The following is an 18,547-nucleotide window of genomic DNA, read 5'->3' on the forward strand; positions in this document are numbered from 1 at the left end:
CGGCATCAGCAGCCCGGGACGGCCCCGGAGGGTTGCCCCGGGCTTTTCGCTGCCATCAGCCGTCCTCCACCACCACGTCCTTCGGCGTTTTATCCAGCCGCCAGCCGCGCCAGACCGGGTGCCGGAGCTTGCCGCTGCCGGTCCATTCCCCGTAGGTGACCTCCCCGACGAGCCGGGGGCTCACCCAGTGCGCGTCCGAGGCGTCCGCCGCCGGCACTTCCTCGAACGGCGAGGTCTTCCGCGGGAGGGTGTCGAGCTGCTGGCGGAGTTCCTGCAGCTCGCGGGTGCTGAAGCCGCTGCCGACGCGGCCGACGTAGCGGAGCCGGGAACCGTCCGGGATCCCGAGCAGGAGCGAGCCCACGGACTGCCCGCGCTCGCCCTTGCCCGGCCGCCAGCCGCCCACCACCACCTCCTGGGTGCGTTCGAACTTGAGCTTGAGCCAGGACCTGCTGCGCTGCCCGACGTAGCGGCCGTCCGTGCGCTTCGCCATCACTCCCTCGAGCCCGAGCTCCTCGGCGCTTTCGAGGATGTGCCGGATATCGCCGTCGATCACCCCGGAGAGCTCCACCGGGCAACCGGACGCGGTGAAGAACGCTTCCAGCCGGGCCCGGCGATCGCTGAGCGGACGACGGCGGAGGTCCCTGCCGTGCTCGGACAGGAGGTCGAACAGCATCAGCCGCACGGGCGTCGACGCCCGCGCCTTCGCCACGTCGGAGGCCTTCGTGAGCTTCATCCGCCCCTGCAGCAGCCCGAAGTCCGGGCGCCCAGAGGGGCCGACGGCGATGATCTCGCCGTCGGCGATGAAATCCTGCTCCGGCCAGCAGGTGCGGTCCGTCAGTTCCGGGTACGACGCGGTCATGTCGTTGCCGTTGCGGCTGATCAGGCGGATCGTTTTCTCCTCCCCGACGATCAGGGCCCGCACACCGTCCCACTTGAGTTCAAACTGCCACTCCTTCTCCGGCAGGTCGGCGATACTTCCGGTGCTGGCCAGCATGGGAATGAAGTCCTTCAGATCCGGGGCGGCTGGCTGGGCTCTTTCCGGGGGAGCGGCGGCGGGCCCTTGATCCGCCGCCGGTTCCTGCGGCGGGGCGCCGGGCCCCTTGTCGGCACCATGCGGGTCCATCAGGTGGATGAGCCACTGGTCATCGCCCCGGCCGGTGTGGATCAGCGCGAACCTGCGGGCGCCGCCCAGGCCGCCGTCGTCCTGTCCGGCGAGGGTGGCAATGACCTCCTTGCCCGCGATCCACTTCTCGACCTCGTAGTACCCGCTGTCCCAGATGCTCATGGTCCCGGCGCCGTACTGGCCCTTGGGGATGGTGCCTTCGAAGTCCAGGTAGTCCAGCGGATGTTCCTCGGTCTGGACCGCGAGGTGGTTCTTGGTCTTGTCGGTGGGGACGCCTTTGGGCAGCGCCCAGGACACCAGGACGCCGTCGCGCTCCAGCCGGAGGTCGAAGTGCAGCCGGCTGGCGTGGTGTTCCTGGATGACGAACTTCTCCCGGAGCGTGCCGTCTCCGGCGTCCATCCTGGACCTTTCCGCAGTAAACGGCTCCGGGGTCGAGGCTGCGTCCCGCTTGGCCCGGTACGCCCCCAGCCGCGGGTCGTAGTCTCCGCCGTCGCGGGCTGTTTCCCCGGCCTCGGCCGGATGTCCGTCGGGCCGTGCCCCCGGCCTTCCCCTGCCGGAAATGACGGCGAAAGGATCCTTGCCGGACTTCACCCGTTTCAGGACCTCCTGGTAGCCGAGTTGGTGAAGGGACGGCGAACTGAGTTCACGCCAGGTCCGGGGCGCCGCCACCGTGGGCCGGAGCCGCCCTCGCAGTGAATAGGGGACGACCGTGGTCTTGGCCGCGCTGTTCTGGCTCCAGTCCACCAGGACCTTTCCCGTGCGCAGTGTTTTCTTCATGTCGCTGACGGCGAGCTCCGGGTGGTCGGCTTCCAGCGAGCGGGCCAGTTCGTGGGCGAACCCGGAGATCTGCTCGGAGCTCTGCGTTCCGTCGAGCGCGGCATACAGGTGGATGCCCTTGCTGCCGCTGGTCACGGGCACAGGATCCAGGCCCACGTCCTGCAGGATGGCGCGGGCGAGCTTCGCGACCTCAGCGCACTCGGCCAGCCCGGCACCCTCGCCGGGATCCAGGTCCAGCACCAGCCGGTCCGGCGGCATCCGGTTCCCGTGGGAATCCACTCGCCATTGCGGCACGTGGATCTCGAGGGCCGCGATCTGGGCGAGCCAGGCCAGCGTGGCAGGGTCGTTGACCAGCGGATACTGGATGGTCCTCTCCTTGTGGGTGATGGAGGCCCGCGGCACCCATCCCGGCGTCGAATGGTCCAGGTTCTTCTGGAAGAACATCTCGCCGGGGGCATCGGCGGTCCCCACACCGTGCACCCAGCGTTTCCGGGTCGCCGGGCGGTTCGCGGCGGCCGGGATCAGCACGGGCGCCACCGCGGCATAGTAGGCCAGCACATCGGCCTTGGTGGTTCCGGTCTCCGGATACATGACCTTGTCGAGGTTGGTGACCACCAGTTCGCGGCCGCCAACCCGGACACGCTCCCTGCCGTTGGCCGGGGTGGATTCAGCCAAGGGGCTTCACCTCCCCGCAACTGTGAGGTTCACTTGATCCATGAGAGCCATCTGGAAAGGCGCGATAGCGTTCGGGCTGGTCAACGTGCCCGTCAAGGTCTACAGCGCGACCGAGGACCACGACATCAGCCTCCACCAGGTCCACAACGCCGACGGCGGACGGATCCGGTACCAGCGCCGCTGCGAGGTCTGCAGCAAGATTGTGGATTACGAGGACATCGACAAAGCCTACGAGGACGACGGCCGCACGGTGGTCCTCAGCCGCGAGGAGCTCAAGTCCATCCCGGCCGAGAACAGCCACGAGATCGACGTCGTGCAGTTCGTCCCGGCCGAGCAGCTCGACCCGATGACCTTCGAGAAGAGCTACTACCTCGAGCCGGACTCCAAGTCGCCCAAGGCCTATGTCCTGTTGCGCCGGGCGCTCGAGGACACCGACCGGGTGGCGATCGTCCAGTTCGCGCTGCGCGATAAGACCCGGCTGGGGGCCCTGCGGATCCGCGGCGACGTGCTGGTGCTGCAGGCGTTGCTCTGGGCCGACGAGGTGCGGGAGGCCGGCTTTCCCTCCCTCGAGACCCCCATTCGGATCTCCGCGCAGGAGCGGGAAATGTCCGCCGCGCTGGTCGATTCGATGGCAGCGGATTTCGAGCCCGACCAGTTCACCGATGACTACCAGCTGCAGCTGCGCCAGCTCATCGAGGCAAAGCTGGAGAAGGGGGAGTCGCTGGACACGGAGGAGACCTTCGGCGTCCCCACGGCAGAGGCCGGGAGCGGCGAGGTGATCGACCTGATGGAGGCACTCAAGCGCAGCCTGGAGAAGAAACGAGGGGGAGGGTCGGCGTCCGGGGACGACTCCGCCAAGCCCGCCGCCGGGGCTGCCGCGAAGTCGACCACGGCCAAGGCTGCTCCGAAGACGGCCTCCCGGGCCGCGCCCAAAACCGCCACCAGGACGGCCACCAAGGCCGGGGCCGCCGCTGCGGCAAAACCTGCGGGCACGAAGGCTGCTGCCGCGAAGGCTGCGGCCACGAAGGCTTCCGCGAGGAGCGCTCGGAAAGAGGCCTGAGCGGTGTGAGGTCCGGCCGGCGGCCACCGGGATCAGGAATTCCTGAGCGCGGCAATGAGCTCGCTTTTCTTCTTCGCCGAGTAGCCCTTGAGCCCGAGCTCCTTGGCGCGTTGCCTCAGCTGGGGGACAGTCCAGTCCTCGTAGTCACCGGCTTTCCCGCCCTTGCGGCCCACGGCCGACCGGCCCTTGGCGGCCGCGGCATTGGAGATGCGGGCGGCCTTCTGCTTCGACGCCCCGTCCTCCAGCAACGCTTCGTAGACTTCGGGGTCCTTGATGCTGGGGGTCCCGGCGCCCCGCGGGGCATTCTTCGTCGTTGGCATGGTCACCTCGGCAGCTGCGTGTCGGACCCGACGGCGGAATTGTCCGCTTCACCCGCGGCGACGGTGGACCGCCGTTCGCCGGTTTCGATGCTTTCCTGCACGCTTGCCACGGGTTGCCTCCTTTGGCCGGGAATGCTCCAGCGGCAGGCCACGGTAGTGTTGCCGCGGATTCCAAACTATCGGCGCAGCAAGGCTGTGACAAGCATGTACTAAGTCTGCTTAGCGCAACCTAGGTGGGAGCCGACTGTCAGTTTCCCCTGTCCGTATGCCGGCTCCCGGAGTAGTCTCGGTGCCGGGCGGGCTTCCCGCTCGACCGGCAAGGAAAGGAAACCATGGCAGAAGATTATGTGGCGTCGTCGACCGTCACCATCGATGCTCCGCCGGCCCGGGTCTGGCAAGTGATCACTGACCCGGCGGCTGTGAAGGAGTTCATGTTCGGGACAGAGCTCGTCACTGACTGGGCGGTGGGCGGGCCCATCGTGTGGCGCGGCGAGTGGGATGGCAAAAACTACGAGGACAAGGGCGAGATCCTCGAGTTGGCACCCGGGCAACGCCTGGTCCACACCCATTTCAGCCCCCTTGGCGGCCGCGAGGACGTTGCGGCCAACTACCACACAGTGACCTGGTCCCTCGAGGACCTGGGCGGGACGACGCGGCTCACGCTCGTGCAGGTCAACAACGCCAGCGCCGAGGCCGCCCAGCATTCCCAGGGCATGTGGGACCGGCTCGTGGCCGACGTCAAGCAGATCGCGGAACGGGCGCAGGCTCGCCCTTAAACAGCTGCGGCCGCCGTCCGGTTCCGTCCCCGACAGGGACTGAACCGGACGGCGGCCGCAGGCCGTGGCCGCTACTCGGCGTCGTGGTCCGTTTCGAGGATCTGGACCAGGCGCTCCAGGGCGGCGTCGGCGCCTTCACCCTCGGCACGCAACACCACAACCTCGCCGTGCGAGGCGCCCAGGCTCATCAGCGACAGGATGCTGGCCGCGTCCATGGCCTCGTCCTCCGGCTCACCCAGGCGGGCAATCGTGATCTCGAGGCTGTCGAACTCGCCCGCAGCCTCGGCGAAGATGGCGGCCGGACGGGCGTGCAGCCCGACGCGGCTGGCAATGGTGGCGTTACGTTCGGTCATTTCTGCTCCTTGATGTCAGCTTGGGTGTTTATCAGCTGTGAAAATCTGCTGGGAAAAATCGTCTGGTACTACTGTCGGCGACGACTGGCTCAGGCGGCGACGGGAACCGATTCCACCGTACCAACCGGCTTCTTGACTGCCCAGCGCTTGAGCCCGATCACTGCGAAGGCACTCACGACGGTACCGGCCGCAATGGCGACGACGAACATCAGGAAGTTGTCGATCGCGAAGAAGACGAAGATTCCGCCGTGCGGGGCCTTCGACCCCACGCCTGCCGCCATCGAGATGGCACCGGTCACTGCGCCGCCGAGCATGCTGGCGGGGATGACGCGCAGCGGGTCGGCTGCGGCGAAGGGAATGGCGCCTTCGGAGATGAAGGAGGCTCCCAGCAGCCAGGCGGCCTTGCCGTTTTCCTGTTCCGCGAGGCTGAAGAGCTTCTTGTTCAGCACGGTAGCAGCCAGTGCCATGGCCAGCGGCGGGACCATGCCGGAGGCCATAACGGCTGCCATGATCTGCCACGGGGCCTGGTTTTCGATGGATGCTGCGCCGAGGCCGGCGACGGCGAAGGCGTAGGCGACCTTGTTGACCGGGCCGCCGAGGTCGAAGCACATCATCAGGCCGAGGATGACGCCGAGAGCGATGGCGCTGGCACCGGTGAGGCCGGACAGGAATTCGTTGAGCCCGACGGTGACCGCCGCGACGTACCTGCCCAGGAACGCGAAGAGCAGGCCTGAGGCGGCGATGGACGCCACGAGCGGGATAATGACCACCGGCATCAGGCCGCGCAGCCAGCGGGGAACGGTGAGCTTGCCGATCGAATGTGCCACGTAGCCGGCGATCAGGCCGCCGACGATGCCGCCGAGGAACCCTGCTCCCATAAAGACGGCCACGGCGCCGGAGACGAAGCCCGGGGCGATGCCCGGCCGGTCGGCGATGGCGTAGGCGATGTAGCCGGCCAGCGCGGGCACGAGGAAGCCGAGGGACAGAGCGCCGATCTTGAAGAACACGGCACCCAGGAAGGCGCCCAGCGGGCCCCAGGCGAGTTCCGGGTATTCGGTGGGCAGGTTGAAGAGGCTGTTGTCCGCCAGGATCTTGTCCGCGAAGGCGGTGATGTCGTAGCCGCCCAGCAGGAAGCCGAGGGCGATCAGCAGACCGCCGCCCGCGACGAACGGGATCATGTAGCTGACACCCGTAAGGAGCGCCTTCTTCAGCTTCGTGCCGATGTGCTCGCCCTTTTCCTCGGCCTCGTGTTCGGCCTGTTCTTCGGCGCCGAAGTGGGGCACACGGCGGGCGTGCGGGTTGTCCGCGGCGGCGAGTGCTTCCGCGACCATCTTGTCCGGCTCGTCGATGCCGCGCTTGACCGGGGCGTTGATGACCGGCATGCCGGCGAAACGCTCCTTGCCGCGCACGTCCACGTCCACGGCGAAGATCACTGCATCGGCGGCGGCGATCACGGCGGGATCAAGGGCTTTGGCGCCGGAGGACCCCTGGGTTTCCACCTGCAGGTCCACGCCGACTTCCTTGGCCGCGGCGACGAGTGAGTCGGCGGCCATGTACGTGTGCGCGATGCCGGTGGGGCAGGCGGTGACCGCGACGAGTCGCTTGGGCCGGGGCGCCCCGGCTGTTTCGGGCTCTGCGGTGGCGCCCGCTGCGGTGGCGCCGGCGGCGGCCGCCGGGGCTGCCGCGGCGGGCTTGTCCGCGAGGGCGCCTTCAACGAGCTCGACGACCTCGGCTTCTGAGCCGGCGGCGCGGAGGGCCGCGGTGAAGTCCTTTTTGATCAGCGAGCGGGCCAGCTTGGAGAGCAGTTTGAGGTGCTCCTGGTCCGCGCCCTCGGGTGCCGCGATGAAGAAGATCAGGTCCGCGGGGCCGTCCTTGGCGCCGAAATCCACCGGCTGGGACAGCCGCGCCATCGCCAGGGTCGGTTCGGTGACCGCCGTCGAGCGGCAGTGCGGGATCGCGATCCCGCCGGGGACGCCGGTGGCGGTCTTGGACTCCCGGGCGAAGGCGTCGGTGAACAGGCCTTCGACTTCGGTGGCGCGTCCGTTGGCTGCAACTCTGCCTGCCAGGTGCCGGATCACGTCCTCGGGCGAGCTGCCCAGGTTCTGGTCGAGCTCGACCAGGTCGGTAGTAATGAGCTGAGTCACTGTCAATCCTTCCGGAGGGCCGTGATGGTTACGGCATCGGGGGTGGTTTGGTGGACTGCCGGGACTGTGGAGCCCGGCAGGGAAGCGGCGGCGGCACCATGGGCCACCGCCTGACGGAGGCAATCGGCCGGGGCGGCGCCCTGGCTGGAGGCGAGCAAATAGCCGGCCAGCGAGGAATCGCCGGCGCCTACCGTGCTCACTGCTGTGACCGGCGGATGCGTGGCCAGCCACGCGCCGTCGGCCGTCACAAGCACCGCACCCTTGGAGCCGAGCGTTGCCAGCACGGCACCCACCCCGGAACGCACGACGGCGGCGGCGGCCACCGCGGCAGCCTCCGGATCCGCTTCGAGTTCCTCGGCGGACTTGTGCGTGGCGAATCCGGCTGCGGCAGCCAGTTCCACCAGTTCCTCGGCGTTGGGTTTGAGGAGATCCGGTTTCCCCAGCGCGTCGCCGGAGATCGCGGCGGCGAGCGGTTCGCCGGAGGAATCGACGGCGATGAGGGGGGCCTCGTCGCCGTGATCCAGGGAGCGCAGCCGCCGGGTGACGGTGGCGTAGAAGTCGGCCGGGACCCCGGGTGGGAGCGATCCGGCCAGGACAACCCAGCTGGCGCCGCGGGAGCGGTCCAGCAGCAGCCCGATCAGGGCTTCCTGCTGGTCCGCGCTCAGCACCGGGCCGGGTTCGTTGATCTTGGTGGTGATGCCGCCGGGTTCGGTGAGCGCCACATTGCTGCGCAGCGGCTCGCCGATCGGCAGGGCGGCGAACGGGACGTCGCCTGCCCGCAGGCCTGCGAGGACGGGGTCCGCCTCGGCCCCGGGCAGCACTGCGACCGTTTTGAGCCCCGAGGCGACGAGCGCGCGGGAGACGTTGACTCCCTTGCCTCCCGATTCCTGCCGGACGGAGACGGCCCGCTGGACTTCGCCGCGGAGCAGGGGGCCCGGCAGTGCCACTGTGCGGTCCAGGCTCGGGTTGGCGGTCAGCGTGACAATCATGCGACCACCACCTCCACCCCGGCGTCCGCCAGTGCATCGGCCAGGTCCTGGCTGGGTTTCGTGTCAGTGATCAAGGTGTCCAGATCTTTCAACGAGGCGAACTGGACCAGGGTTTCGGCGTCCAGCTTGGAGGCATCAGCCAGCACCACAATGCGGCGCGCTGATTGGACGAAGGCAGCCTTGACAGCGGCTTCTTCAGGATCGGGAGTGCTCAGCCCGAAGGCTGCGTGGATGCCGTTGGTGCCGATGAAGGCGATGTCCGGGCGGATCCGGCGGGCGGCTTCCACGGTGGACTGGCCAACGGCGGCCTGGGTCAGCCCGCGGACCTTGCCGCCCAAGAGATGCAGGGCGATGCCGGGTTCGGCGGACAGTCTGGCTGCGATGGGCAGGGAGTGGGTGATGACCACGAGTTCCGCGGCCGGCCCTGCAATGGTCGTGGCTGCCGCAGTCCGGGCGGCCAGGAGTTCCGCGAGGGACTCGGTGGTGGATCCGGCGTCGATCAGGATGCTGCCGGTGCCGTTCTGCGGGATGAGCGCCAGGGCGGCTTCGGCGATCCGGGTTTTCTCCGGCTGCCGCTGGTCGGTCCGTACAAGGATGCTTTCCTCATTCGTGCTGAAGCGGTCCGGGGACACAGCGCCGCCGTGGACCCGGCGCACACTGCCGGCGGCTTCGAGGGCGGCAAGGTCCCTCCGGACGGTTTCGGTGGTGATGCTGAAACGCTCGGCGAGGTCGGTGACGCTGGCGCGGCCGCTGGCAGTGATGAGCCCAACGATCAACTGTTGGCGTTCTTCGGCGAACACTGGCTCTCCCTTGCGTCAGTACAGCGGGCCTTCCTGCCACTTCCGTGATAGCCATCACAGCCGGTGGAGTTGATTGACTTTATCTTTGAATCTGTGGCTTTGTCAATGAAAAACAACATGAACGCAGAAAGGTCACCGCGCCTCCCGGGGACATGTCCAGTTTTCTCGCCGGGGAGTGGCCATATTGGTGCCATGTCCACCCGTGAAGCCGCGGGCTGGGCATGTGCCGGTTGCGGGCCAGGGATGCCCGGGGCTGGAGTTGGTGATCCGGGGGACATGTCCAGTCTTCGCGCCGGGGAGCGGACATTTTGGTGCCATGTCCATCCGTGGCCACCCGGGCTGGGCATGTCCCCGGGGTGGGGCGGGGGGAGTGCGGAAATGCCGCACGCCGGGCCAGACGTGAAGTCCGGCCCGGCGTGCGGGTCGTTCGGGCGGCGCGTGTTGCAGGGTGCGCCATCGGGCTAGATGCCGGCGTCGCGGCTCTCGTTCCGGGTGATGGTCTCGCCGGTGTTAGGGTCCACGACGGAGCGGGTTTCGCTGACCCGGCGGGTGCGGCTGCGGCCCGGGGAAGCCAGGATCAGGGAGGCGACCAGGCCGATCACGCCCACCACCATCAGGATGTAGCCGACCATGGTCTGGTCCACGTTCGGGATCAGTCCGGGGGCGATGGCCCAGGCCAGGATGGCGCCGAGGGCAATAAGGAAAATGGAGGAACCGATTCTCATGACTTGCTCCTTGTGTCCGGTGGGACGGATTGGTATTACTAAGCATGCTGTCCAGCGTCAGGCTACAGCCCGGTCCGTGTAGTTTCAACGATCTGGGCGGCGCCACTCCGGCCAGTTTTCGCACGTCAAAGGGTTTTCCGCGGCGGTTTCGGACGGCTGCGGCGCGGATCCGGCGTGCGGGTGTCCGTTTCCGCAGCGGATCTCCGCACGTACTCTTAAAGGGTGCGGGTGTGGCCGCCATGCGCGCCGCACGCCGGCACCGCCCGACACGGTCCGCACGCCCGCCCGGACCCGCCATCCCGCGGGTCACCCGAATTGCCTCACAGAGATACCGGTACCCATGCCTGAAGTTTCCCCCCGAGTCGTTGTCACCGGACTGGGCGCGGTTACCCCTGTCGGCGCGACCGTGCCCGAGACCTGGGCCTCGCTGCTCGCCGGGCGCTCCGGAATCACGGCGCTGGAGGAGGACTGGGCCCAGGGCCTCCCCGTCCGCATGGCCGGGAGGGCGGATGTTGACGTCGCTTCCCGGCTCACCACCCCCGAGTTCAAGAGGATGGACCGGTGCGGACACCTGGCGCTGATTGCAGCCCGGGAAGCGTGGGCACAGGCAGGCCGGCCGGAGGCTGACCCGGAGCGCCTGGCCGTGGTGATAGGTTCCGGTTACGGCGGACTCGACACCACCCTGGAACAGACCCGGACGCTTGATGCGAACGGCCCCCGCAGGGTGTCCCCGCACACCCTCACCCGCATCATGACCAACGCCCCCGCGGCCTGGGTCTCCATCGACGTCGGCGCCAAAGGCGGCGCACGGACCCCGGTGAGCGCCTGCGCCTCCGGGGCCGAGGCCATCTCCCAGGCGGCCGACATGATCCGTGCGGGGGCGGCGGACGTGGTGATCGCGGGCGGCGTGGATTCCTGCATCAACGGCCTGATCGTCAGCGGGTTCGCGCAAATCCGCGCCCTCTCCACCCGCAACGGGGATCCGCAGTCCGCATCGCGGCCCTTCGACAAGGACCGGGACGGCTTCGTTCTGGCCGAAGGTGCGGCGATCCTGGTCCTGGAACGCGAAGACCACGCCCGCGCCCGCGGGGCCGACATCCTCGGCGTCGTGGCCGGAACCGCGGTGACGTCCGACGCCGTCGACATCGTCGCCGCTGATCCCGCCATGCAGCGCCGGGTCATGGAGAGGGCGATCGCGGCCGCGGGCCTGGGGCCGCAGGACATCGGCCTGGTCCATGCCCACGCAACGTCCACTCCCGTGGGCGACCGCCTGGAGGCGGAAGCCATCACGGCCGTGCTCGGAAACCAGGTTCCCGTCACCTCCACAAAGTCCCTCACCGGGCACCTCCTCGGCGGTGCCGGGGCGCTCGGCGCCATCGTGATGATCCAGGCCCTGAAAACCGGGGCGTTCCCCGGCACCCGCAACCTTGACGAGCCCGACGGCGGGATTGACCTTAACCTCATCCGGGGAACAGCCACGGGCCAAACGGCGGGGGCGGGCATCGCCAACGCCTTCGGATTCGGCGGGCACAGTACCGCGCTGGTGATCACCGAAAGCTAGGCTGTCCCGATGGAGACAGTCGTCTGGTCCAAGCCGGAACACGAACGCGCCGGCACGCCGCTGCTGGTGATGATGCACGGCTACGGCCGGGACGAATCCCGGATGACGCGGCTCTTCGGGTCCCTGCCGCCCGCTTTCACCTGCGCCGCGCTGCGCGGGCCCAAGGTGATCGGGGACGGCTACGGCTGGTTCCTGCTGGACTACTTCCTGACCCATGACTTCGCCGACGTCATCTCCTCCACCAATGCCGTCTTCGGCTGGATCGAATCCGTCAAAGCCCAACACAGCAGCGTCAGCCTGTTCGGCTACTCGCAGGGAATGGCCATGGCCAGCACCCTGCTGCGGCTGCGGCCGGAACAGTTCCGGGCCGTCGTCGGGCTGTCCGGGTTCGTCCTGGAAAACGAACTCCTGGCGATGAGCGAATCGTTCGAGTCCCGCCCGCCCTTCTTCTGGGGCCGGGACCGCGACGACGTGGTGATCAACGACGCCGCCACGGAACACACCGAAGAGTGGCTCCACGAACACACGCAACTCACGGCGCGGACCTACCCCGGAATGGGCCACTCCATCTCTGCGGCCGAACTGGTGGACGCCAGCGCGTTCCTCCGCCACTACGTGCTGCGGCAGGACAGCGGAACTGCTCCGGCCTAGCCCGCGCTGTGCCGGCGCGGCAGGGCCAAAAGGCCTTTTCTACGTTTATCCACTTGCGCACCAATTTTGTAAGCGTTTACACTCAACGTTGGCCATGTTTACGGCCCACTACTTCAGGGGGAAGAAAGGGCTGAGCCCGTGCTGCAGGCCAAGGCGCCTCGCGCCACCATCCAGGACGTCGCCGCACTCTCCGGACTCTCCATCTGCACCGTCTCCCGGGCCCTCCGGAACCTTCCGAACGTCTCCGCCAGCGCCCAGGCAAAAGTCAGCGACGCTGCTGCCAAACTCGGGTACAAAGCCTCCACGGCCGCTTCCCGGCTGGCCGGCGGAACCACCGGTTCCGTCGCCATCATCGCCCCCACCGCCACCGCATGGTTCTTCGCACAGGCCGTGGAAGCGGCGGAGGAAGTGTTCGCCGGCGCCGGCTACGACACCGTTCTGATCAGCCTCCGGAACCGTCCCAGTGTGCACAACAAACTCTTCAGCGACCTCGCCGGACTGTCCCAGCGCGTCGACGGCATCCTGCTCCTCAATATCGCCCTCAGCGAAGCCGAACTGGCCGCCGTCGAAGCCTCCGGGCTGGCCGTGGCAAGCGTGGGCATGCATGACGTGCCCTGGGACAACGTCGGGATCGACAACGCCGGCGCGGCCCGCGCCGCGACCGAACACCTGCTGGACCTGGGCCACTGGGACGTGGCCATGCTCTCCGGCCGGGAGACCGGCGAGCCCTCCCTGATCACCGCGAACGAGCGGCTGCGCGGCTTCGAGCAGGCGTTGGAAGCGCACCATGTGACGGTCGATCCGGACCTGGTGCTGGAAGCCGGGTCCAGCATTGAAGGCGGCCGGCTGGCCATGATCGAGCTGATCGAAAACCGCCGGATGCCCTCCGCAATCCTCGCCGGCTGCGACGAAACAGCCTTCGGCGCCCTCATGGCCCTGAGGGATCACGGTTTGTCTGCGCCCAAAAACATGTCCATCATAGGTATAGACGATCATCAGATGAGCTGGTTCCTGGGGTTGAGCACTATCTCCCAGCCCGTAGCCGATCAGGGCGCATTCGCGGCCAACCTGCTGATTGACAGACTCCACCGCTCGGGGCTTCCCAACCCCCCGTCCAGCCACATGCTGGAAACCAAACTGATAGAGCGCAAGAGCACCCGCCGCCGTCGTTGACCAGCACCCGCACGGGCGGGCGCGCCCTGCACGGCAGGGACTGCGAGTCTCCACAACCCGCCCACCGGCGCCCCCGATTTAGACACCGGCTTAGATACCGCCGCCTGAAAGGACAATCGACCATGACTGAAGCTTCCAACAGCACACCGTCGAGCTGGACCACTGCCTCCGCCATCCTCTTTGACCTCGACGGCGTCCTGACGCCCACCGCGATCGTGCACGAGCGTGCATGGCAGGAACTCTTCGACGGTTTCCTCGCGACCGTCCCCGAGGCGCCCGGCTACCGCGAAAGCGACTACTTCGACCACATCGACGGCAAGCCGCGCTTCGACGGCGTCCGCGACTTCCTGGCCTCCCGCAACATCGTGCTGCCGGAGGGCCCGCTGGATGACGACCCGGCGCACGACACCGTCCACGGCCTGGGCAACCGCAAGAACAAGGTTTTCAACGACATCGTCGAGGCTGGCGGCGTCAAGCCCTACGAAGGCTCCGTGCGGTTCATCGACGCCGCGCTGGCCCGCGGGCTCAAGGTCGCCGTCGTCTCCTCCTCCCGGAATGCCCCGGCCGTCCTTAAGGCCGCCGGGCTCTCGGACTACTTCCCGGTGGTGGTCGACGGCGTCGTCGCCGTCGCCGAAGGGCTGCCCGGCAAGCCCAGCCCGGCAACCTACGAGTACGCCGCCCGGCTGCTCAGCCTGCCCAGCGAGGACTGCGTCGTCGTCGAGGACGCCGTCTCCGGGGTCCAGGCCGGGAAGGCGGGTAGGTTCCACTCGGTGATCGGCGTGGACCGTGGCGCCGGCCGGGAGACCCTGCTGGCCGCGGGAGCCACCCTCGTGGTCAACGACCTCGACGAGCTTCTCTAGCACTGCCGTTCCGCCCGGCAGGGCCCGCACAGCACCCTTCGCCGCAGCACCTTCCCGCACAGCACCTTCACCGCGCACCATCTTCTTTGACCGCCTTAAGGAAATCCGCAACCATGGCACTTATTACCTCGGACCGCGCACGGTTCCCCAACGACCCCTGGCAGCTCGTTGAGACCGTCCACCTCCCCGGCAACGCCGGGACGCTGGAGACGCTCTTCAGCCTGGGCAACGGCCACCTCGGCATCCGCGGTGCCCACTGGGCAGCCGCCGACGCCGAGCTGCCGGGCAGCTTCATCAACGGCTTCCACGAAACCTGGGACATCAAGCACGCGGAGAACGCCTACGGATTCGCCCGCACCGGCCAGCGGATCCTCTACATCCCGGACGCGAACAACTTCACGGTGATCATCGACGGCGAAACCCTGAGCCTGGACGAATCCACCGTGCTGGACTACCGCCGGAGCGTCGACTTCGCCACTGGCGTCTACGAATGCCGGATCACCTGGCAGTGCCGCTCCGGTGCCACCGTGACCACCACTGAACGCCGCGCCGTCGGGTACCAGTCCCGCGGTGCGCTCGGCATCTCGCTGGAACTTGCCGCGGACCGGGACGTCTCGGCAGACGTGACCTCCTCGGTGATCAACCGCCAGGACCAGCCGGTCGAGGACCACTCGGCCCATGACCCGCGCCGTGCCGGCCGCCACGCCGGGCGTGTGCTGCTGCCGGTGCGGCTCGACGGCGGCGACGGCTCGCTGCGCCTGTCCTGGGAGACCGCCGAATCCAAGCAGCGCATCGGCCTGGCCGTTGACCACTGGACGAACGCCGGCGTGCAGCCCTTCGACACCCAGGTGCACGAGGACGACAGCAGCGTCCGCTACGTCCTGGCCGTCGGCGCCGACGAGCCGTTCGTGCTGGAGAAGAGCGTCAGCTACGCCGTCGGGCAGTCCTCCGCGGACCTGGCCGACGACGCCGAAGCCGGCCTCAGGCCGCTCGCGGACGTCTTCGCCGAAAGCGCCGCGCACTACCGCGACTACTGGGCCACGAGCGACATCGTCCTCGCCGGGCAGACCGAACTCCAGCAGGCCGTCCGCTGGAACCTCTTCCAGCTCGCCCAGGCCACTGCCTGTGCCAACGTCGCCGGCATCCCGGCCAAGGGCGTGTCCGGCTCGGGCTACGACGGGCACTACTTCTGGGACCAGGAGGTGTACCTCATGCCCTACCTGACGTACACGAGCCCGGGCAGCGCCCGCCAGGTCCTCGAGTTCCGCCACGAGATGCTGCCCGACGCCAAGATCCGCGCCAAGGAGCTGAGCGTGGACGGCGCACTTTTCCCCTGGCGCACCATCAACGGGCTCGAGGCCAGCGCCTACTATGCCGCCGGCACGGCCCAGTTCCACATCGCCGCGGCGATCGCCTTCGCAACCAACCGCTACATCTGGGCCAGCGGCGACCAGGCGTTCCGGGAAACCCTCGGCTCCGAACTGCTGATCGAGACCGCCCGGATGTGGGCCTCACTGGGCTTCTTCGGCAAGGACGGGCTCTTCCACATCCACGGCGTCACCGGTCCGGATGAGTACACCGCCGTCGTCAACGACAACCTGTACACCAACGTCATGGCCCGGTTTAACCTGCGTGCCGCGGCCGCGCTGGACCACCCGGAGATCGACGACGCCGAACGCGAGTTCTGGGAGCAGGCCGCCAACCGGATGCAGCTGCCTTATGACGAGGACCTCCAGGTGCACTCGCAGGACAACGACTTCATGACCCTGGAGCCGTGGGACTGGAGCACGCCGCGGTCCAAGTACCCGCTGCTGCTGCACTTCCACCCGCTGGTGATCTACCGGCACCAGGTCCTCAAGCAGGCGGACAGCGTGCTGGCCATGTTCCTGCAGTGGCAGGACTTCACCGCGGAGGAGAAGCGCCGCGCCTTCGACTTCTACGACCCCATCACCACCGGGGATTCCACGCTGTCCGCCTGCGTGCAGGGCATCATGGCGGCCGAGGTCGGCTACGGCGGGGCCGCGCTGGACCACTTCACCCACGCCTTGTTCATCGACCTGGACGACACGCACGGCAACACGATCGACGGCGTCCACATCGCCTCCACCGGCGGGGTCTGGAGCTCGCTGGTCAGCGGCTTCGCCGGCCTGCGGGACCAGGGCGCGGTGCCGTACTTCGACCCGCGGCTGCCCGCCGAATGGGACGGGCTGTCCTTCCACCTGAAGATCCAGGGCCGGCTCCTGCAGATCGAGCTGGAACAGGGCGCCATCACCCTGGCCGTGCGTCAGGGCGCGCCGCTGGAGATCGATGTGCGCGGGGAACTGCTCACGGTCGACGGCGACCCGGCCCGGGTGCAGCTGGCCCCGGTCGCGGCGCCCGAGCCCACCATCTTCCCGAGCGGACTCCCGACGTCGTCAATCCCGATCGTGCGCGCGGCGGTCTGACCCACACCCAAAGCAACGCGGGGTCACCTACGGCCCATCGTCCCCACCGACATGGGCGCTAAGTGACCCCGCGTTGCTTGCGCTTGTGCTTTCGGTGCTCTCACGGCCGTCCTCCAGGGGGTGGGCTTCTTCGTCGGCCCGCATCCGCGCAGCGATCATGGCGACGACGGCCATGACCGGGCACACGGTACCTGCGACCAGGAAGATCAGCCCGACGGGCAGCACCTCGGCGGCCGGGCCGGCGAGGGCCATGGAGACCGGCATGAGCGCCAGCGACACGAAGAAGTCCAGGCTGGAAACCCGGCCCAGCAGGTGCGGCGGCACGCGGCGCTGCAGGAGCGTGCCCCAAATGACCATGCCCATGCCCCCGGTGGCCCCGAAGATGAACAGGGCGGCCGCCAGCGCCCAGAAGCTGTCCATGATGCCGACGGCGGCGAGCGGCAGGGTGCCGGCGCCCCAGCTCACCATCATCACGGTGAGGTAGCGGCGCGGAAGCGGGAACGAGGCCGTGGCCAGCGAGGCTGCGGCGCCGCCGACGCCCATGACCGCGAGCAGGAAGCCGAACATGCGCGAGTCGCCGCCCAGCTGGTCGCGGACCACGAACGGCAGGAGCACCTCGATGGGGCCGATCAGGAACAGCACCGAGATGCAGGCCCACAGCAGGGTCCACAGCAGCCAAGGCGTGCGGGCCGTGTAGCTGACGCCCTCGCGGAGGTCGTGGAGCACGGATGTCTTGGCGCGCGGGACCGGACCGGCGCCGCCCTCAGTGGCCTGCGCCCCGTCCGCCTGCGGGAGGGGCTGGCGCCCGAGGAGGTTGAGGATGCAGAACGCCAGCAGGTGGCAGGCCGCCACCCCCGTCACGGCGTGCGCGGGGGACAGGGAGGCGACCAGGATGCCCGCGACGGCGGGTCCGGCGGCCTGCTGCAGGATGGGCCGCATGGTCCCTTCCATGCCGTTGGCGGCGAGCAGGTCCTCCGGCGGCAGGATCCTGGGCAGGATGGCGGAGTAGGCCGGGAAGAAGAACGCGGCCCCGACGCCCAGGACAAAAGCGCCGAGCGCCAGATGCCAGAGCTGCAGCCAGCCCAGCATGGCCAGTCCGCTGATGCTGGCGATGACGGCAAGGTTGACGCCCTCCACCGCGATGATCAGCAGCCGTTGCGCGAACCGGTCCGCAGCGATGCCGCCCGCCAGCAGGAACGCGACGAGGCCCACACTGCCCGCTGCCGCCACGAGGGAGAGCTCCAGCGGGCCCCCGCCCAGATGGATCACCTCGTAGACCATGGCCACGGCCCACATTCCGGAGCCGAAAATGGAGATGGCCAGGGCCGCAATCAGCACACGGTATTCCCGGTGCACAAACGGACGGAAGGCCCTCAGTGAACGCATGGATTCAGTCTAAACGCGGGCACCCCGTCCCGGACCGGCGGGGCGCTTTCCCCGGGACGGCCGCCCCCGGATAGGCTCCTGTCATGAACACATCGGCCGCATCGGCCATAGCGACTTCGCGGCGAAACCTGGCATTCATTGGCACCAATGCGGGGCTCGCCCTGCACCCGGTGAACTCCGGCGGACGGATACTGCCGGGCGAAGCGGCGAGCTGCTTCGCGTCGTTCTGGATGGCCGACTGGTCGCGCTGGGGCGCCGGCCATGCCCTGCTCGTTGCAACCCCTCAGGGGTGGCGGAGCTACGGCGCCGATGAGTCATTTGCCGCCTCGCTGGCCACCGAACTGACCTGCCATTTCCCGGAGGCCGCCCGGTTCCCGCTTGGCGGCATCAGCCACACCCGCGACGAGTTCGACGTCGAGCTCGACGCCGGGCAGGGCCTCCGCGCGACCGGACGGAAAGCCGCGCTGGAGATCCACGGGGTCCTGGACCGCCGGCAGTTCGCCGCCCCGAACTTCCAGCTCGGCGACTCCAGCGCCGCGCTCAGCAACGTGTACCTGCCGTGCAGCACCGGACGGCTCACGGAATTCGGGGTCGAATGGCCCGGCGCCGCGACCATGTACGCGGGGCCGCTCGGCCCGGCGTCGTCGGCGTTCGTGGCGGTCGCTGAATCGTGGGCGCTGTAGCCGGCTTGTCCCACGGCGGCTGAGGCGCGGCCGGACGGGCCGGTGGC

At 68.5% G+C, this 18,547-nt stretch carries 16 protein-coding genes; 8 read left to right on the plus strand and 8 right to left on the minus strand.

The annotated features are described in order from the left end of the window. Positions 1-55: 55 nt before the first annotated feature. Positions 56-2,491 (minus strand): ATP-dependent DNA ligase, encoded by a 2,436-nt coding sequence (locus LDO13_RS01215; protein ID WP_263422177.1) that lies wholly within the window; start codon positions 2,489-2,491, stop codon positions 56-58. Between the two features lie 124 nt (positions 2,492-2,615). Between LDO13_RS01215 and LDO13_RS01220 the strand changes: the two genes are divergently transcribed. After that, a complete protein-coding gene (locus LDO13_RS01220; protein WP_224048278.1) occupies positions 2,616-3,635 on the plus strand; it encodes a Ku protein in 1,020 nt (339 codons plus the stop codon). A gap of 32 nt (positions 3,636-3,667) precedes the next feature. On the opposite strand, the gene LDO13_RS01225 is transcribed toward LDO13_RS01220, so the two are convergent. After that, positions 3,668-3,955 (minus strand): Rho termination factor N-terminal domain-containing protein, encoded by a 288-nt coding sequence (locus LDO13_RS01225; RefSeq protein WP_224048279.1) that lies wholly within the window; start codon positions 3,953-3,955, stop codon positions 3,668-3,670. Positions 3,956-4,287: 332 nt separating this feature from the next. Here LDO13_RS01225 and LDO13_RS01230 point away from each other — a divergent pair, with 332 nt between their 5' ends. Then, positions 4,288-4,731, plus strand: coding sequence for an SRPBCC domain-containing protein (locus LDO13_RS01230; protein WP_224048280.1), 444 nt, complete (start codon positions 4,288-4,290; stop codon positions 4,729-4,731). A gap of 71 nt (positions 4,732-4,802) precedes the next feature. On the opposite strand, the gene LDO13_RS01235 is transcribed toward LDO13_RS01230, so the two are convergent. The 5 genes from LDO13_RS01235 to LDO13_RS01255 form a co-directional block, all read right to left on the minus strand. Beyond that, positions 4,803-5,084, minus strand: coding sequence for an HPr family phosphocarrier protein (locus LDO13_RS01235; RefSeq protein WP_223983348.1), 282 nt, complete (start codon positions 5,082-5,084; stop codon positions 4,803-4,805). Between the two features lie 89 nt (positions 5,085-5,173). After that, positions 5,174-7,228 (minus strand): fructose-specific PTS transporter subunit EIIC, encoded by a 2,055-nt coding sequence (locus LDO13_RS01240; RefSeq protein WP_224048281.1) that lies wholly within the window; start codon positions 7,226-7,228, stop codon positions 5,174-5,176. A gap of 2 nt (positions 7,229-7,230) precedes the next feature. Next, entirely contained in the window at positions 7,231-8,217 is a 987-nt protein-coding gene (locus tag LDO13_RS01245; protein WP_224048282.1) for a hexose kinase, read from the minus strand. Further along, a complete protein-coding gene (locus LDO13_RS01250; RefSeq protein ID WP_224048283.1) occupies positions 8,214-9,017 on the minus strand; it encodes a DeoR/GlpR family DNA-binding transcription regulator in 804 nt (267 codons plus the stop codon). The genes LDO13_RS01245 and LDO13_RS01250 overlap by 4 nt, the downstream gene beginning before the upstream one ends. 461 nt (positions 9,018-9,478) lie before the next feature. Beyond that, positions 9,479-9,742, minus strand: coding sequence for a DUF6458 family protein (locus LDO13_RS01255; RefSeq protein ID WP_224048284.1), 264 nt, complete (start codon positions 9,740-9,742; stop codon positions 9,479-9,481). A gap of 340 nt (positions 9,743-10,082) precedes the next feature. Here LDO13_RS01255 and LDO13_RS01260 point away from each other — a divergent pair, with 340 nt between their 5' ends. From LDO13_RS01260 to LDO13_RS01280, 5 genes are all read left to right on the plus strand, one after another. After that, on the plus strand, positions 10,083-11,303 hold the full coding sequence (locus tag LDO13_RS01260; RefSeq protein ID WP_224048285.1) for a beta-ketoacyl-[acyl-carrier-protein] synthase family protein: 1,221 nt from the start codon (positions 10,083-10,085) through the stop codon (positions 11,301-11,303). A gap of 9 nt (positions 11,304-11,312) precedes the next feature. After that, positions 11,313-11,954, plus strand: a complete 642-nt coding sequence (locus LDO13_RS01265; protein ID WP_224048286.1) for a dienelactone hydrolase family protein — start codon at positions 11,313-11,315, stop codon at positions 11,952-11,954. Positions 11,955-12,092: 138 nt separating this feature from the next. Then, the gene (locus LDO13_RS01270; RefSeq protein WP_224048287.1) at positions 12,093-13,127 is read left to right on the plus strand and encodes a LacI family DNA-binding transcriptional regulator; all 1,035 of its coding nucleotides are present in this window, start codon (positions 12,093-12,095) and stop codon (positions 13,125-13,127) included. 122 nt (positions 13,128-13,249) lie between these two features. Beyond that, the gene (locus LDO13_RS01275; RefSeq protein WP_224048288.1) at positions 13,250-13,987 is read left to right on the plus strand and encodes an HAD-IA family hydrolase; all 738 of its coding nucleotides are present in this window, start codon (positions 13,250-13,252) and stop codon (positions 13,985-13,987) included. Positions 13,988-14,100: 113 nt separating this feature from the next. Beyond that, on the plus strand, positions 14,101-16,431 hold the full coding sequence (locus LDO13_RS01280) for a glycosyl hydrolase family 65 protein (RefSeq protein ID WP_224048289.1): 2,331 nt from the start codon (positions 14,101-14,103) through the stop codon (positions 16,429-16,431). Between the two features lie 27 nt (positions 16,432-16,458). On the opposite strand, the gene LDO13_RS01285 is transcribed toward LDO13_RS01280, so the two are convergent. Further along, complete coding sequence (locus LDO13_RS01285) at positions 16,459-17,817, minus strand: MFS transporter (RefSeq protein WP_224048290.1); 1,359 nt, start codon at positions 17,815-17,817, stop codon at positions 16,459-16,461. Positions 17,818-17,900: 83 nt separating this feature from the next. Here LDO13_RS01285 and LDO13_RS01290 point away from each other — a divergent pair, with 83 nt between their 5' ends. Continuing rightward, the gene (locus tag LDO13_RS01290; protein ID WP_224048291.1) at positions 17,901-18,500 is read left to right on the plus strand and encodes a hypothetical protein; all 600 of its coding nucleotides are present in this window, start codon (positions 17,901-17,903) and stop codon (positions 18,498-18,500) included. Positions 18,501-18,547: the final 47 nt, after the last annotated feature.

The organism is Arthrobacter sp. NicSoilB4 (genome assembly GCF_019977335.1).
In the GTDB taxonomy this organism is placed as follows: Bacteria; Actinomycetota; Actinomycetes; order Actinomycetales; family Micrococcaceae; genus Arthrobacter.